Source organism: Saccharibacter sp. EH611 (assembly GCF_009834765.1).
In the GTDB taxonomy this organism is placed as follows: domain Bacteria; phylum Pseudomonadota; class Alphaproteobacteria; order Acetobacterales; family Acetobacteraceae; genus Saccharibacter.
Window position 1 is genome coordinate 55,955 of record NZ_WVHP01000023.1, and the last position, 15,170, is coordinate 71,124.

The 15,170-nt window shown below is 51.1% G+C and carries 19 protein-coding genes and 1 tRNA gene; 6 read left to right on the plus strand and 14 right to left on the minus strand.

The genetic code is table 11. The features are described 5' to 3' along the window. Nucleotides 1–46: 46 nt before the first annotated feature. A complete protein-coding gene (locus GS535_RS08730) occupies nt 47–994 on the plus strand; it encodes a glycosyl transferase (protein ID WP_160792968.1) in 948 nt (315 codons plus the stop codon). 169 nt (nt 995–1,163) lie between these two features. On the opposite strand, the gene GS535_RS08735 is transcribed toward GS535_RS08730, so the two are convergent. The 4 genes from GS535_RS08735 to GS535_RS08750 form a co-directional block, all read right to left on the minus strand. After that, nucleotides 1,164–2,666 carry an efflux transporter outer membrane subunit gene (locus tag GS535_RS08735; protein ID WP_160792967.1) on the minus strand — a complete coding sequence of 501 codons (1,503 nt, stop codon included), beginning with the start codon at nt 2,664–2,666 and terminating at the stop codon, nt 1,164–1,166. A gap of 1 nt (nt 2,667) precedes the next feature. Next, a complete protein-coding gene (locus GS535_RS08740) occupies nt 2,668–3,579 on the minus strand; it encodes an HlyD family secretion protein (RefSeq protein WP_160792966.1) in 912 nt (303 codons plus the stop codon). A gap of 15 nt (nt 3,580–3,594) precedes the next feature. After that, nucleotides 3,595–3,789 carry a DUF1656 domain-containing protein gene (locus tag GS535_RS08745; protein WP_018980075.1) on the minus strand — a complete coding sequence of 65 codons (195 nt, stop codon included), beginning with the start codon at nt 3,787–3,789 and terminating at the stop codon, nt 3,595–3,597. A 351-nt stretch (nt 3,790–4,140) separates the two neighbouring features. After that, nucleotides 4,141–4,584 (minus strand): hypothetical protein, encoded by a 444-nt coding sequence (locus GS535_RS08750; RefSeq protein ID WP_160792965.1) that lies wholly within the window; start codon nt 4,582–4,584, stop codon nt 4,141–4,143. A 378-nt stretch (nt 4,585–4,962) separates the two neighbouring features. On the opposite strand from GS535_RS08750, the gene GS535_RS08755 reads away from it, so the two are divergent. From GS535_RS08755 to GS535_RS08775, 5 genes are all read left to right on the plus strand, one after another. After that, nucleotides 4,963–5,703, plus strand: coding sequence for an extracellular solute-binding protein (locus GS535_RS08755; RefSeq protein WP_160792964.1), 741 nt, complete (start codon nt 4,963–4,965; stop codon nt 5,701–5,703). Nucleotides 5,704–5,740: 37 nt separating this feature from the next. Next, nucleotides 5,741–6,232 (plus strand): YcgN family cysteine cluster protein, encoded by a 492-nt coding sequence (locus GS535_RS08760; RefSeq protein WP_160792963.1) that lies wholly within the window; start codon nt 5,741–5,743, stop codon nt 6,230–6,232. Nucleotides 6,233–6,243: 11 nt separating this feature from the next. After that, nucleotides 6,244–6,912, plus strand: a complete 669-nt coding sequence (locus tag GS535_RS08765; RefSeq protein WP_160799194.1) for a M48 family metallopeptidase — start codon at nt 6,244–6,246, stop codon at nt 6,910–6,912. Nucleotides 6,913–6,932: 20 nt separating this feature from the next. Then, nucleotides 6,933–7,018: transfer RNA gene (locus GS535_RS08770), tRNA-Leu, on the plus strand. Nucleotides 7,019–7,180: 162 nt separating this feature from the next. Further along, the gene (locus GS535_RS08775; RefSeq protein WP_160792961.1) at nt 7,181–7,951 is read left to right on the plus strand and encodes a tetratricopeptide repeat protein; all 771 of its coding nucleotides are present in this window, start codon (nt 7,181–7,183) and stop codon (nt 7,949–7,951) included. Here GS535_RS08775 and GS535_RS08780 read toward each other — a convergent pair. The 10 genes from GS535_RS08780 to rplM all read right to left on the minus strand — a co-directional run bounded on the left by GS535_RS08780 (nt 7,948) and on the right by rplM (nt 14,829). After that, complete coding sequence (locus GS535_RS08780; RefSeq protein WP_160792960.1) at nt 7,948–8,376, minus strand: molybdenum cofactor biosynthesis protein MoaE; 429 nt, start codon at nt 8,374–8,376, stop codon at nt 7,948–7,950. The genes GS535_RS08775 and GS535_RS08780 overlap by 4 nt on opposite strands. 4 nt (nt 8,377–8,380) lie before the next feature. Continuing rightward, nucleotides 8,381–8,620 (minus strand): MoaD/ThiS family protein, encoded by a 240-nt coding sequence (locus GS535_RS08785; protein ID WP_237442262.1) that lies wholly within the window; start codon nt 8,618–8,620, stop codon nt 8,381–8,383. Beyond that, on the minus strand, nt 8,620–9,216 hold the full coding sequence (locus tag GS535_RS08790; RefSeq protein WP_160792959.1) for an NTP transferase domain-containing protein: 597 nt from the start codon (nt 9,214–9,216) through the stop codon (nt 8,620–8,622). The genes GS535_RS08785 and GS535_RS08790 overlap by 1 nt, the downstream gene beginning before the upstream one ends. Continuing rightward, the gene (gene moaC / locus GS535_RS08795) at nt 9,213–9,695 is read right to left on the minus strand and encodes a cyclic pyranopterin monophosphate synthase MoaC (RefSeq protein WP_160792958.1); all 483 of its coding nucleotides are present in this window, start codon (nt 9,693–9,695) and stop codon (nt 9,213–9,215) included. The genes GS535_RS08790 and moaC overlap by 4 nt, the downstream gene beginning before the upstream one ends. Before the next feature lies 1 nt (nt 9,696). After that, nucleotides 9,697–10,719 carry a GTP 3',8-cyclase MoaA gene (moaA, locus tag GS535_RS08800; RefSeq protein ID WP_160792957.1) on the minus strand — a complete coding sequence of 341 codons (1,023 nt, stop codon included), beginning with the start codon at nt 10,717–10,719 and terminating at the stop codon, nt 9,697–9,699. Continuing rightward, nucleotides 10,710–11,891: a molybdopterin molybdotransferase MoeA gene (locus GS535_RS08805; RefSeq protein ID WP_160792956.1), complete on the minus strand. Its 1,182-nt coding sequence runs from the start codon at nt 11,889–11,891 to the stop codon at nt 10,710–10,712. The genes moaA and GS535_RS08805 overlap by 10 nt, the downstream gene beginning before the upstream one ends. 398 nt (nt 11,892–12,289) lie before the next feature. Beyond that, nucleotides 12,290–12,595 (minus strand): hypothetical protein, encoded by a 306-nt coding sequence (locus GS535_RS08810; protein ID WP_160792955.1) that lies wholly within the window; start codon nt 12,593–12,595, stop codon nt 12,290–12,292. 19 nt (nt 12,596–12,614) lie between these two features. Beyond that, complete coding sequence (locus tag GS535_RS08815; protein ID WP_160792954.1) at nt 12,615–13,700, minus strand: branched-chain amino acid aminotransferase; 1,086 nt, start codon at nt 13,698–13,700, stop codon at nt 12,615–12,617. A 145-nt stretch (nt 13,701–13,845) separates the two neighbouring features. Next, nucleotides 13,846–14,346, minus strand: a complete 501-nt coding sequence (gene rpsI / locus GS535_RS08820; RefSeq protein WP_018980089.1) for a 30S ribosomal protein S9 — start codon at nt 14,344–14,346, stop codon at nt 13,846–13,848. 9 nt (nt 14,347–14,355) lie between these two features. After that, the gene (rplM, locus tag GS535_RS08825) at nt 14,356–14,829 is read right to left on the minus strand and encodes a 50S ribosomal protein L13 (RefSeq protein WP_160792953.1); all 474 of its coding nucleotides are present in this window, start codon (nt 14,827–14,829) and stop codon (nt 14,356–14,358) included. Nucleotides 14,830–15,170 lie beyond the last annotated feature (341 nt).

Genomic DNA, 15,170 nt, shown 5'->3' on the forward strand with positions numbered 1-15,170 from the left:
TCTTTTGCCATCCTCGCACTTCATATACAGTGCAACGACTATGTTTATGTCCCACCCTCCTCAACAACTTAGTCCATCTCCTCCCACACGTCGTCTTATCATTACAGGAAGCGATGCCCGCTACTTCCCTGTCATGGAAGAGCTCATCGCCTCTATTCGTCGTTTCCCAGAAGCGCGCCAAATCGCTATCGGCTGTATTGATGGCGGTCTCACCCCCACCCAAATTCACACTCTTGAAGCACAAGGGATCCCAGTCCGAGCGCCACATATTCCCAAAGGCATATCAGCACGTGCCCTCAAGAAACGACCAAGCCTCGTGATTGGCCTCTCCAAACTTTGGCTTAATCGCCTTTTCCCCGACTATGACACGCTGCTCTGGCTGGATGCGGACGCCTGGGTGCAAGAAAGTTCTGCGCTCGAATTGCTCTTTAGTGCAGCTGAAGGAACCACGCCGGCTCTCGCCATGATTCCTGAGCTTTTTGCCCATAAGCCATTCCGCCTTCGCTGGACGCCGTTCAATCTCGCGCAAATACGCTCTATTCTCTATAAAAATGCGACTTTAGCGCGCCTTTCACGACGCATTCGACGTCACGTTGCCGTGCGTCCCACATTGAATGGTGGGATTTTTGCCCTCTCGCGCCACGCCCCTCATTGGGACACTCTTCAACAATGGCAGGGAACCATCTTAAAGCATGGAAAGATTTTCAGCTCCGATCAACTCGCGCTCTCTCTTTGTGCGCATGTTGATGGCCTCCCCACAGAACTCCTGCCTGCACGCTGCAACTATCTCGGCCCATGGTTTTTCAACAGCCAAACGGGCTTATTGTGCGAACATACGTACCCACATCTGCCTGCTGGAATCATCCATCTTGCCGGATATGATGCAATGCGCCTGAACCCTAAAGCCACAACAACCGTTATTGATGAAACTGGCGCAAAAAGGCAGATGAATTTGCGCTTTAGCAGCATCGTCTCACCGTCTAACACAAGATGACGATGAGGCAGCATCTGCGACAGCCCGCACTATAAGGCAACAACATCCACCCTATAGAGAGTGATGGTGCCTCCTTATTCCAAGCGGAAAGCTGCTGTCACTCCATAAAAAAGCGAAAGCGATGCGGTCATGCTGATCTAAACAGAGCCACCGGACACGCGCTGAGGAACTAACGCGTGAAAGCCCGCAGCAGCATGCTCTGATTGCCCCGTTCAATAGGCAAACGCGCATCAGCAAGTTCACGCCCTTGCCAACCGGCCCCCATCGCAACGTAAAGCGTAATGGCATCGGTCAGACGTTTCCCATGAGCTTTCACCGCGTCATCTTGTACCGTCAACGCTGTTTGTTCAGAGTCCAACACATTAAGATAACCCGTCAAACCAGCCCCAAAAAGCTGCTGTGCTCGATCACGTGCTAAACGTGCCTGACTCGCAGCCTCTTCCTGCTGGTGCACATATTCATTATCCTGATGCCAGTCATCTAGCCCATCTTCCACTTCCCGAAAGGCATTCAAAACAACCTGCCGATACTGCAAGCGGCTTGCCTCAGCTTCAGCACGCGCCTCTGCAATCTGTGCGCTATATTTCCCCCCATGAAGAACCGGCAAAGACATCATCATCATGATATTCCAGCTCATTCCACCAAGCTGGAAAGCCTGATACATCGCTGATGCATTCGGGTTGAAATTGAGCGGGATATTAAAGTTTGGATAAAGCTGGGCAACAGCTACTCCGATATGAGCCGTACTTTCAGCATAGCGCCGCTCCGCCTCACGAATATCAGGACGATTAGCCAACACCATCGACGGAATCGTCGAAGGGAACGTAGGCACCTTGGGGAGGGGACGACGCTCTTCAAGCTCTGGCTCTAACGTGCCGGGCATTTCGCCCATTAACGTCGCGATCGCATGAATCATTCGCTCTTGCTGAGCATGAAGCGGAGGAAGTCGCGCCCGCTCTGTATGCTCTTCTGTTCGAGCCTGCGCAATCGCTAAGGTATTGCCCACACCATTAGCATACAGCCGCTCTACCATATTCGTGCTTGAATGTGCTGTGCGGATTGCATTCTCAGTCACAGCAAGACGGCTCTGAATGGTTCGTAACTCGACATAGTCACTGACAAGTTGGCTTAACAATGAAATTAGTAAGCCACGCCTTGCCTCAATCGTTTCTTCAACAGCACGTTTACGTTGCTGGACTTGACGAGCAATGCGCCCAAAAACGTCAATTTCCCAGCTGGCCCGTGCACCATAAGTCAAAACAGAAGCATGAGGATGATTTGTGGGATTTCCGGGCCGGATAGGCCAGTTATCTACATTAATGGAATAGCGACTATCCCCACCGCCGGCATTGGCATCAAGCTGAGGATACCAATCCGCCTGCGCTTGGCGTCTGAGCGCCTGTTCACTCCAAATATGCTGCGTGGCTGCTTGTAAATCATAGTTTCCTGCAATCGTTCGCTCTACGAGACGATTGAGGATAGGGTCGTGAAACTGCCCCCACCATTCTTTTAACGACTTCTCCGTAGCTGCGATTTCCTCTTTCGTCGCCGGATGAGGCTGACTCGTAAATTTCTTCGGCAGAACAATGTTATCTGGCTTATAATTTGGCCCCACCATGCATGAGGAAAGTAAACAACAACCAGAAATTAAAAGGGCAAGGGTACGTTTCATATTACAAGTGATTCTGCAGCCATGTCGTCAACAGACCGCTCCCCCCTCTTTTCGCTTCTCCCGCCGCTACAGTCGCTGTCATACCAGCAGACAAAATCAGATCTGGAGGCACATCATCAAACTCAATACGAACGGGAATACGCTGTGCTAAACGCACCCATGTAAAGATCGGGCTGACATCTGGCAGACCAAGCTTATCGGACACACCGTTCGCATCATTAATACCACGCCCAATGCTTATGACATGCCCTTTGAGAACACGACGATACCCCATCAGTTTAATACGGGCGACATCCCCAACATGCACACCGTGCATCTTGGTTTCTTCAAAATAGCCATTCACCCAATAACTATGCGCATCAATGACAGCCATACGAGGCTGACCAGCCTCAACATAATCCCCAACCCGCAAGTTAAGGTTTGTGATGTAACCATCAACGGAGGAATAGACTGTCGAACGTTGCAAATTTAAAATGGCTGTATCTAGGTCTGACTTAGCTTCCTCTACACGAGCGCGGCGCGTTTCCATCTCAGAGTTAAAGTTGTCTTGCTCTTCACGAGAGACAACACCCCCCAAGCCTTTGCGACGACGAGCGTTAGAAACACTCAGCTTATAATCTTCCATCACTCCCAATAAGCGGGCTCGCGCTTCATCAATTTTGAGGCGGAAACGTAACGGATCGATCGTAAACAGTGGATCGCCGCGATGAACAAACTGGTTATCAATAACGGGAACAGAGACAACCGTCCCTGATACTTCAGGTGCCGCATTCACTACGTAAACACGAACACGCCCATCACGTGTCCATGGATCTAGGACATAAATATCCCACACAACGTAGCCAAGACCCGCTGCCAAGCAGAGGATGAGGCATGTTAACAATGGACGCAAGAAACGGCGAAGCCATATCATAAGGCGGCCTCCCTGCTAAACATACAACACCAGGAGGCAAAGCACACAGACATATAACGCAATCTCAAAAAGGGCGACGTGCCAAAACCATCCTAAGGCTCCAATCCTCCATAACAAAAAACGGAGCATCAAAGTCACGAAAACGGCAACGACAGCATAAATAGCGATGGGGGAAACAAAAATACCAAAGAGATTGACTTCAGCAAGCATTACACATCCCTCTGACCTCCGTCACAACGACGAATTACATGGTCTGCTAACACTTGTGCCACGCTTCTCCCCAATCCTTAATAAATAGAGCTGATTCCTTTTCATCAGAATCAGCCAAGTCAGTAAGCAGAGGGTAACGAATTAGACGACTATTGACTAGTCTGATCTGGACACAGAAAAGGCACTTACCCCCGTCCAGATGAGGGAAAGTGCCTCTCCATTCCTTCAAAAAAGGCAGAATAACGCAATTATTCGTACGTCCACCCAATTATTGCGAAGATCTATCACCTTTACGTGATGCTGACATAACCCCCGCACTGTCCTATCTGCCTTAACGGCCCTTGCTCTTTTTTACGACTTCTTACGTGAGAAGAGAGAGCGAACAATCTTAAAAGCCTGACCTCCTGCATAACGACCAACCGGGCCGTTCAGCACACCTAAGACCGTTGACAAGGCAAAAACTTGCTTCAGTTCTTGAACTTTCCGATCACGCTCCATCCGTGCCTTTTCTTCTGCCACACCAGGGTGACGCGATAAGGACGCGAGAATAACAAAAATCAGCACAAAGAGCAGATCAACACCCAAGACACACAAGGCTGAATAAAAAGGCCCTAAATGACAAATTGTCAGGAAAAGAGCCCACAGAACCCCGTGGAAGGACAACGCGGCAAACCCCAAAAACGCCAGCGCAACAATTGCAAAAGCAGCGCGCAATCCATAGCGCTTTGCACAATGTCCGATAATCTGCCCTTGAGCAGAAAGAACCTCTTGACCAACTTCAACAGGACTACTCATGGCGCATCTATAACCTCTTTATGAAGAAAACAGACTTATAAACATAAAGAAGATCACCGAAAGAGAAAAGCCTTTCTCTCTTTTAATGCAAAAACCATATACTCTGCCTTATCGAAATAAATAATATTTTTATAAAAAATGACCTATTAAATTCCTAATTTTCTTATAAATCCTTAAATTTCTTACTAACTTTGAGAAAATAAGATAACATTCCTTCGTATAGTATCCTTTTCTCATGTTTGAAAATGATTTTTAGAATAACCCTATGATTTTCTACAACAAATCTTGCGAACTTCACAAAATACTCTAAAGTTTATTTTTTATCATCTTCACCTCCTATGCTGCCTTATGCTTCCCTTTTCTAAAAAATATTATCAAATGCTTCATTCTCAAAAGAAAATTATAGCATGCCTTATAGGGGGTTTTCTCAGTTTAGCATCACCGTCTTATTGTGCTGTTGGAACGGCGGAGCATACCTCACCAGTGCTCGTCGATGAAACACGGCTTATCCTCAACTGCGACCATGGGAAGTTTCAACCGCTCCATTCCCCTACAAACTGCGAGCAACCTGCCAGATATGCTGAGGATATTTTAGTATGGGATCAAGCACGTTTAAATACACCGCCCAAATGGCAAGATTTGTGGAATGTAGTGCAGCTCCCCGGGAAAAGAGCTCTTCCCAAAAGCGCACGTCTTACCCTTGAAATTGCTCTTCTTTCTGATGGTGTGCCCCCACAGCGTATTTACAGAACTCTTGCCACATCACGCGGCGTCGCCCATGCGTTCCATCGTCTAGACCAATTACGACCTTATATTGTGTGGTGGGACACCCCTTCTAAGGCACGAGACTTAATGCAAAAAAAGGCTTTTTTGATAGGCGTCACACCCCGTAGAAGCATGGTTCCATCAATGAAAACATCTAATGCCTCTCTTTTTATGAGCGGCACAGCATACACGCCTTATACCGCACAATTCTGGACAATCCTTCGGGAAGCAAACGCCGCAGATGTCTCCCCAAACACGCCGATCTCTGATAGAATGCTTGAAATTGACAACCATTTCTGGACGGTTCATGCACCTGTGCTAGAAGCACGTTTCGCAGCATGGCTTCGCCGTTAAGCTTTCATCTTCATCACCCCTAACGATACTGGACTCCATGACTTCTAACGCGCCCTTTTGGCAAACCACTTCCCTTGATGACATGACAACAGAACAATGGGAGTCTCTTTGCGACGGGTGCGGGCGCTGCTGCCTCAACAAATTACGTGACGAAGAAACAGACGCCATTATCTGGACGGACGTTTCATGCCGCCTTCTAGACGGATATAGCTGCCTCTGCTCAGACTATCATCGTCGCCATCGGCGTGTATCTGATTGCATCACCCTCACGCCGACTATCCTCCGCGAAGCAGATTGGCTCCCCCCTAGCTGCGCCTATCGCCTCCTCCGTGATGGGTTTGACCTACCAGACTGGCACCCGCTACGCAGCGGTACGCATGAAACAGTCCATGAAGTGGGCGCATCGGCCCGTGATCGTTGTATCAATGAGCGCGATGCCGGAATGCTCGAAGACCATGAGGTTGACTGGCCCGGTGAATGGCCAGAGCATGCTCCGCCTTGTGCGGCACCCCTGTCATCCGACACGTAATCTGCCTGTTTATGTTCGCCCCTCCGGTTATTTGGAAGAATGCACCGCGTGCTAAGCGACTTTCGCTACGCATTGATATACAGAGTAAAGCTGTGGTGATTACACTTCCCCCACGTGCAAGCCGGAAACAGGGTATCGCACTTTTACACAGCCAAGCACATTGGATCAGCGAAGCTCTCGCAGCGCTTCCCGCGTCTGCTCTGGAAAGACATCATGTGCTGTTACACGGGCGCTTCTACCGGCTCCAGCACTCTACAAGCAACGAGACGACACTCACCGCCGACGCCCTTCTCCTCGGTGGTGAATGTTTTGACGATAAGCAGCGCCTCCTCAAGAACTTTGTGCATCAGAAAGCCAAAGTGACCTTGCCGGCTCTTATTGAACATTACAGTCGCATCATGGGTCAAAAACCACAGAAAATTACTCTGCGCGATACAAAGAGCCGTTGGGGCAGCTGCACGCGCCAAGGACGCCTTATGCTCAACTGGCGCCTGATTATGGCGCCAGACGACATTGCTCGCTATGTGATTGTTCACGAACTTGCTCACATGACACATTTCAATCATAGCCCAGCCTTTTGGGCTCATGTGGATCGTTTTTGCCCTGATGGAAAAAAAGGGCGTCTTAAAGCAGAAAAATATCTTCATCAGAATGGTATTCTTCTTATGCGTATGGTATGAGGCTTTCAGCTTCTGGTGTTGCGCGCTTGGCGGAATGGTAGACGCACGAGACTTAAAATCTCGGGTCCGTAAGGACGTGCGGGTTCAAGTCCCGCAGTGCGCACCAGAAGCAATCCCCCCTCCGATAAAACCGTTCTCTTTAGCGTACATCTGTTATCAGGCCTCACCTAGAGGATGCCTATATTAAGATAATGCTTCTTATTCTCATCTATCCATTCTATCATGGGATGTCTTCTGCTTTCTCCCATTGATAGGGTTCTGCTTCTTCATGGCACTGACACGCTTTCTGTCCTTCTTTCGCCGTTCACAGAAAGACAACATCCCTACCCCATTGCCGAATTCCATTCAGGATATTTACCAAAAAGCAGCCAATGGTCATGTTCTTGAACAAGTTTTATGGGGAAAAACCCTTCTCAACAGCCAGTACGTAACCCCCGACCATAAAAAGGCCTATGACTGGTTCACCATCGCTGCTCAGGCCCATTATGGCCCAGCGCATAATATGCTTGGCCGTTGCGCCCAGTTTGGCTGGGGATGTCCGCTGAATCTGCCAACAGCCGTTCAACATTATCGCCGCGCGGCTGAGCTTAACGATTTATGGGGCATGTATAATCTAGCGATCTGCACGATGCGTGGGCTGGGGACACCCAAAAACATGAAAGAAGCCTTCACGCTTTTTCACCGTGCCGCCCATAAAGGACACCCCAAATCCATGAATCTTCTCGCCCGTTTCATAGAAGAAGGCTGGGAAACACCGCGTGACCCTCGCGCTGCTTTGGACTGGTATCGCCGTTCAGCAGAGGGGGGGGATTATCGGGGCCAGCATAATTATGCAACGATTTTACTCTCCCAAAACCGTCCCCAAGAGGCACTGTCACTCTGGCAGCGCGCTGTGCATGACGCCACGCCAGATATTCTTCTGGCCATGGAACGTGAACTCAGCCGCCCTCACGCCCCCCAAGACCCCGAGTTAAAAGCGCTTCTGGACGAAAAACTCACGATCCTGCGTGCACAGCAGGAAAACACAGCGTCTTCTTAACCATGATGGTGGCACGCCACCCATTGAGCCTCACCCCCTATGTAATGTTCTTTCTTCCACACGGGTAAGCGCTCTTTGATGGCATCAATAATAAAACGGCATGCCTGAAAAGCCGCCTCACGATGAGGGGCTGACACACCAATCCACACCGCCATGTCACCTATATCCAACATTCCAGAACGATGCATCGCAGCAGCGGCTGAAATCTCAAAACGCGCCATAGCGTCTTCCAAAATAGCGGTGCCTTCTTTACGCGCCAGAGCCTCATACACCTGATATTCCAGCGCTTGCACAACCCGCCCGTGATTATGGTTACGCACCCACCCCTCAAAAGAGCAATAGCCCCCTGCCTCTGCTAAATGCAGCGCTTGCTTCAAGGGGGTTATATCCATCTCTTGAGCTGCAATGACAAAACGCACCGCCATGGTTTTAACCGCCCGTCACGGGAGGAATGAATACCACCATATCCCCCTCATGAGGTGCCTCATCCCATGAAGCAAACGCATCATTCACCGCCACACGAAGCTGATCACGCTCTAATGGGAACTGATAATCACGCCTGACCTGCTCATAAAGCGTGCCGAGGCTAATCGCGTCAATGTCCCGCTCTTCACGCGTGCATCCTGCCAGATCGCGCAGTTGAGCGAAATATTCCAAGGTAATCCGCATCAGGCATCCTTTCCCATCTGTGCCAGAGCCGCTGCGCGATCCGCCTGACTATTCGCATTGTTCACATGATTCGCGTTCAGCGTATCCAACAGCGCACTCTCCTGCTTTATCAGAGCCCGACGTGGGCATACGTACCCTTGGGCAACGTACTCCGACAATGCCGCCAGCATAGGCGGCGTCCAGATCGCGCACAAAGGCTCGGGGAGACCATTATCTGCGTTACGATACGCAAGAGAACGGGAAGAAGATAGACGCCACTGATCACATAAATGTGCCAAACAGGCCGGATCTATAAAAGGCAAATCACACGCCAAGATCAGCCAACTCGCTTTGGGGAACGCACGATATGCTGCCAAAATCCCTGCTGCTGGCCCCGTGACGGTTCTATCGTCAACAAGGCACGAAAAACGCGCCCTTACGCTCTCATGGCGCTGTTCAGGCCTTATAGAAACGAAAGACTGCTGCACGTAAGGCGCCACCACCTCCATAAGATAATCAAGATGGGGCTTCCCATGGTAGGACAGCAGCGCTTTATCAGACCCCATCCGCGTACTCTGTCCGCCTGCTAGGACAAGGCCGTAAAGACCATCACTCATACATTTTCTCGTTGAAAATCACGTTTCCCGCCGGCTTTTTGCAGCAACCGCACCTCATGAATCTCAATGTCATGGCTCAGCGCCTTACACATATCATAGACCGTCAAAGCTGCGACAGAAGCCCCCGTTAGCGCTTCCATCTCCACCCCCGTTCGGCCATGGCACGACACACGGCATTGAACAACAACGTCGTCCCCCTCAACATGCAGGTCAACCTGACAACCATTCAGCAGCAATGTATGACAAAGCGGAATAAGCTGCGGCGTCGCCTTGACACCCATCACCCCAGCAATTTGCGCAACCGTCAAAACCGCGCCTTTCTTGGTCATAAAGCCTTGGTCACGTAACTGTTGCGCGCATTCAGCGGGAAAGCGAATACGCGCTTGCGCCGTAGCATGACGAGAGGTCACGTCTTTTTGGCCAACATCGACCATATGCGGATTCTGATTATGAGGATCAACATGATTTAGGATGGTCATTTCAGCCCCCGATATAATTCATCTCAGCACGTTGCGAGGTAGGCTTCTGCCCATCAAGCCCTGCGCGCTGCTCACTATAGCGGTCTGAACGCCGCTGCCATAACGTACGCAGAACCTCCTCCACAGCATCAGGCCCTCCATGACGCACGATCGAACGGAGATCTTTCCCTTCCTGGGCGAAAAGACACGTATAAAACCGACCATCTGACGATAACCGCGCGCGTGTGCATGTCCCACAAAAAGGCATCGTGACAGAGGCAATAATGCCCACCTCACGATCAGTCCCACGATAGCGGTAACATGTGGCAACGTCGCCCTTATAGCGCGGGTCTATACGCTCAAGGGGGCCATTTTGTTCAAGCAAAGCATAGATCTCATCAGCCGTCACAACCTCATGACGCTGCCACCCATTGCGCGTTCCCACATCCATATATTCGATAAACCTTGTATTGATCTGACGCGCCGCCCCATAAGCCGCCAGTTTGGGAACCTCACGCTCATTCACACCCCGCTGCACAACGCTGTTGATCTTCACACCATCAGGGAACTGAGCCTGACAAGCCGCTTCAATCCCGCTCAGCACATGCTCAACATGCCCACGACCGCCACTCATATGAGAAAAAATCACAGGGTCTAACGCGTCCAAGCTAACCGTCACGCGCCGCAACCCCGCCCTTTGCAACGGTTTTGCGAGATGCGGAAGCAGCACCCCATTAGTCGTCAGCGCTAAGTCCTCCACTCCTTCCAAAGCTGCTAAGGCTTCAACAAGCTCCAACAACTGTGGATGCAGCAGGGGCTCTCCTCCTGTCAGGCGAATTTTACGCACACCCAGCCGCACAGCACTGCGCGCAATCGTGACCATCTCCGCCACGCTCAAGCGCTCATCAGACGCGAGGAAACGAAAACCATCGGGATAGTCCGTCTCTGGCATGCAATACGGACAACGGAATGGACAACGATCAATGATCGACAGTCTTAAATCCCGCCACGCACGATCGTACTGATCCCGTATGACTATGCCCATGGATAAAAAGGAACGCGCGTCCCAACGAACGCCTCTCCTTCCCCTGGAGAGAGCTCAATAATCCCATCAGTGTGAGACAACCCCATAAAATCTCCCGAGGTCGGCATAGGGAAAGGCTGGGCCTCTCCGCCTCTCACCTGCACCGGTACAAAACGTGTTCGCTGTGCCAAGCGTGACACGGGGGCCGTTAACGACAACGATACAACCTCGCCCACCACGCGCTTAGCCGCTTGATCCAACAACGGCAGCACGTAACGCGCCATACATACCATGGCCGATACGGGGTTTCCCGGCAAACCAACGACACGTTGCCCCGCGGAACCATAACCAAACCATAGCGGCCCACCGGGGCGTTGTAAGACTTTATGAAAAACGCACTGTACCCCAATATGTTCTAAAGCACGCGGCACATAGTCAAAGGCCCCCATCGAAACCCCGCCACTGAGCAAGACCACATCGTAACGCGCTATAATATCCCCAAGCACAGCACATGTCTCATCATACGCATCCTTTAGCGTGCGATGTTCAAGCATTGAGCAGCCGTGCAGCTGCAACATCCCCATAATCGCATAATGATTTGACCGCCGTACCTGCCAAGGCTGGACAGGCTCATCCACCTCCACCAGCTCATCACCCGTTGTCACGACACAAACAGCGGGCTCACGGCTGACCAACGGTGTCGCCACCCCGTTCGCCGCTAGAACGGCCAAAGAAGGGCCGGCCAACTTCTGCCCCTCACATAGAAGAACGTCTCCTTGTGTGCGATCAGACGCTTGAGGATGAATGAACGCACCCTGAGTAGGGAGCGCGTCTCCTACAAAAAAGACCTGATCATCCACCCGCCGAATCTGCTCAACAGGAATGATGCAATTCGCCCCCATAGGCAGTACAGAGCCTGTCGTGACCTCCCAGCAGAAGGCGCCCTCAGGCAGTTCACGCGGTGGTTCCCCAGCCCGTTGCATCCCCAAAACATGAAGTGGGAAAGCAGCCCCTACTCTTAGAGCAATGCCATCCATCATCACACGGTCATAAGGCGGCTGATCACGCTCTGCTCTGACCTTCTGTCTCAAGACCCGTCCATTTGCACGATGTAACGGCACAGACTCACACCCGAAATCACCCGCATACCGCAGCACAGCCTTATGCGCCTCTGTTACTGTGATGAGAGCCATGGCTGTCCTCTTTTTCGTCCTCAGTACCGTCCCTCTTAAATAAGAACCCAATGCCCACAATCAACAGCTGACATAAACGCAGGGCCCTTCCTTTGTCGTCTCTCCTTCGCCTGCTTCTGTCTTTGCCGCTATAGGGCTATCGTCGCAAAGCCTCGCTCTTATTGTAGCAAGCCTCCGTCGCGCCCCCCTCCTCACAAACATCGACAATCAGTCAGGCAGAAGGCCATAGAAGAGAAGAGTATCAGCAATACAGAGCACGTTCCCAAGAGCGAGGCTTTACTAACGCTGGCCACATAAAAAAGGGCCTTCATTATCGAAGACCCTTTCCCATCACACCTTCCCTCTATCTCTCACTAAAAAACAGAGAGGGAACACTCTATGACAGTCTCTCCCCTCCTTTAAGAAGGAGGCGTTATGTTAAGTGCCCAAGCGGCATCTTGATTGCGCTCCGGCGTATCCGCCAGAACATAGCCCTCATCAGACAGCATACGCGTCATATAATGGCGATTATAGAAAAAGCAGTAAAATAACTGCCAAAATCCGCCCGTAATCGCCGTTAAAACGGCATGAAGAACAGCAACCAAAATCTCACCGCGAATAAGCGGCACGAGAAAGCCAAAAAAGAGATATGTCCAGCTAAAACCGATATAACCGTTCCGCGTGATCCCTGAAGCCGCGTTACGAATCAGAACTCTCTCTGCCATGAAGCCGTCCCTTTATTGCTCACAATGTTACGTGGTGAACCCAATTAAACGAATCCTCTGCCTCACCACGTTGCACGTTACTCAAGGCTTCGCGCAAGCGTAAAGCAACAGGGCCGGCCGTTTTCCCATCACCAAAGCGCGCCTCATCGCCCGACGCGCGATGGAAAGACCCAATGGGGGACACTACAGCAGCCGTGCCACACGCGAATGCTTCGACGATCTCCCCTGAAGCAGCGCCTGCAAACACATCATCAATAGCGATGGGCTCCTCACGCATCGTCAGGCCCATCTTACGGCCCAGCTTGAGCAAGCTATCACGTGTAATCCCACGCAGAATGGCTCCGCTCAGCGGCGGTGTCACGACAGAACCATCTTTATGAACGAACATGACATTCATGCCGCCCATCTCATCGACATAACGTCGCTCACGCGCATCAAGGAACAACACTTGATCGCACCCTTTCTCAGCAGCTTCTTGCTGAGGGACAAGGCTAGACGCGTAATTACCGCCACATTTTGCCTCGCCCGTTCCGCCGATTGCTGCACGGGTATAATCGTCAGACACCCACACAGACACACAGCCAGAGCTGAAATAAGCTCCAACCGGGCTCGCCAACAGCACAAACAAATATTCGTTCGCGCGCTTCACACCCAAAAACACTTCATTGGAGATCATGAAAGGGCGCAGATATAGGCTCTGATCACTTCCTTGTGGGACCCAGTCACGATCCACTTTAAGAAGGTTTTCGATAGCCCCCATGAAAAGATCTTCCGGCAATTCCGCCATCGCAAGACGACGAGCCGATGCCGCAAAGCGAGCGGCGTTTGCCTCAGGACGGAACAGAGTAATGTCCCCATCCTTTCCACGATAGGCTTTCAGACCCTCAAAAATTTCCTGCCCATAATGCAGCACCGTTGAGGCTGGATCGATCGACAGAGGGCCGCGTGGCACCACCTTTGCATCATGCCATCCCTGACCTTCAACATAGCGAATAACCACCATATGATCGGTAAACACACGACCAAATTGTGGGTCTTTAAGGAGTGCTTCCCGTTGATCAGCCGGAGTAGGAGTGGAGGTCTTTTCGATGTGGAAGTCAGCCATGACGTAAGATTCCTAAAGAAAATAGGGCATTTAACGCAATAATACTTTCCTAGCTCTGACACAAGTTTTCCCACGAAAAACCCCCGCTGCATAACGCAGACGGGGGCTTTCCATAGCGGCTTCCAAGCCACCAAACGTCGAAAAATTAACGCTTGGAGAACTGGAAGGAACGGCGAGCCTTAGCCTTACCGTATTTCTTACGCTCAACAACACGGCTATCGCGGGTGAGGAAGCCAGCTGCCTTCAGGACGCGGCGTAGCTCTGGCTCATAATGAGCCAACGCACGGGACAAACCGTGACGCACAGCACCAGCCTGACCAGACAGACCACCACCCGTAACCGTGCAATACACGTCAAACTGGTTGTAACGATCCACCAGCAAGAAAGGCTGAGTGATCAGCATACGCAGCACAGGGCGTGCGAAATATGTTGTGACCGGACGACCGTTCACAATGATATCGCCTTTACCTGGCTTGATCCATACGCGAGCAATAGCGTCCTTACGACGACCCGTCGCATAGGAACGGCCTTGTGCATCACGCTTGGCTTCATAAACCGGTGCAGCATTTGTAGTAACAGGAGCAGCGCTAGCAAGATCCTGCAGCGTGCCGGTACGCTCGGCGGAGCGCTCTTGAGTCTCTGACATGATCAGGCCTTACGACTTGCGTTGTACAGTATTCTTGCGGTTCATAGCGGCAACATCCAATGTCACAGGCTTTTGACCTTCGTGAGGATGCTCTGTGCCCGCATAAACGTACAAGTGCTTCATCTGAGCGCGCTGCAATGGGCCGCGTGAGATCATACGCTCAACAGCTTTCTCCACCACGTGGCCAGGGTTTTTCCCTTCCAGACGCTGGCGAATGCTGCGCTCCTTCACACCACCGGGATGACCAGTGTGATAATGGAACAGCTTCTGACCGACTTTATTGCCTGTCAGAACGATCTTGTCTGCGTTGATCACAATAACAGCATCACCAGCATCCACATGTGGTGTGTACTGAGGCTTATGTTTGCCGCGCAGACGGTTAGCGATGATGGTAGCGAGACGACCCAAGACCAGCCCTTCGGCATCGATCAGGATCCAATTTCTCGTCACCTCCGCAGGTTTCAACGAAACTGTGGTCTTCATTAATGACGTTTCCAACTTGAGGCGCCGCGAACATCGCCGCACCGGGAAAAGCTTTCCTCGCCTCCCTCCTCATTGTCAGAGAATCAAGGCATAAGAAAAGACATAAGATAGGGCGCGTTATCGCGAGAGATAGCGTTCAGGTCAAGTGTTTTTTACAAACAGAGTTTGAGTGTTTTTGGCTAAAAACTGCTACTTATTGCAATGTGGTATCATATTACCGTAATATTTTTACCAACAAATCATCCGATTGATCATTTTTTGCCATAATCATGTCCCCAACAGAGGCTTGCCCCCATCAAAGTGGATGATATGGTGGCCCTCTTTCCCGTTTCAGGCCCTCC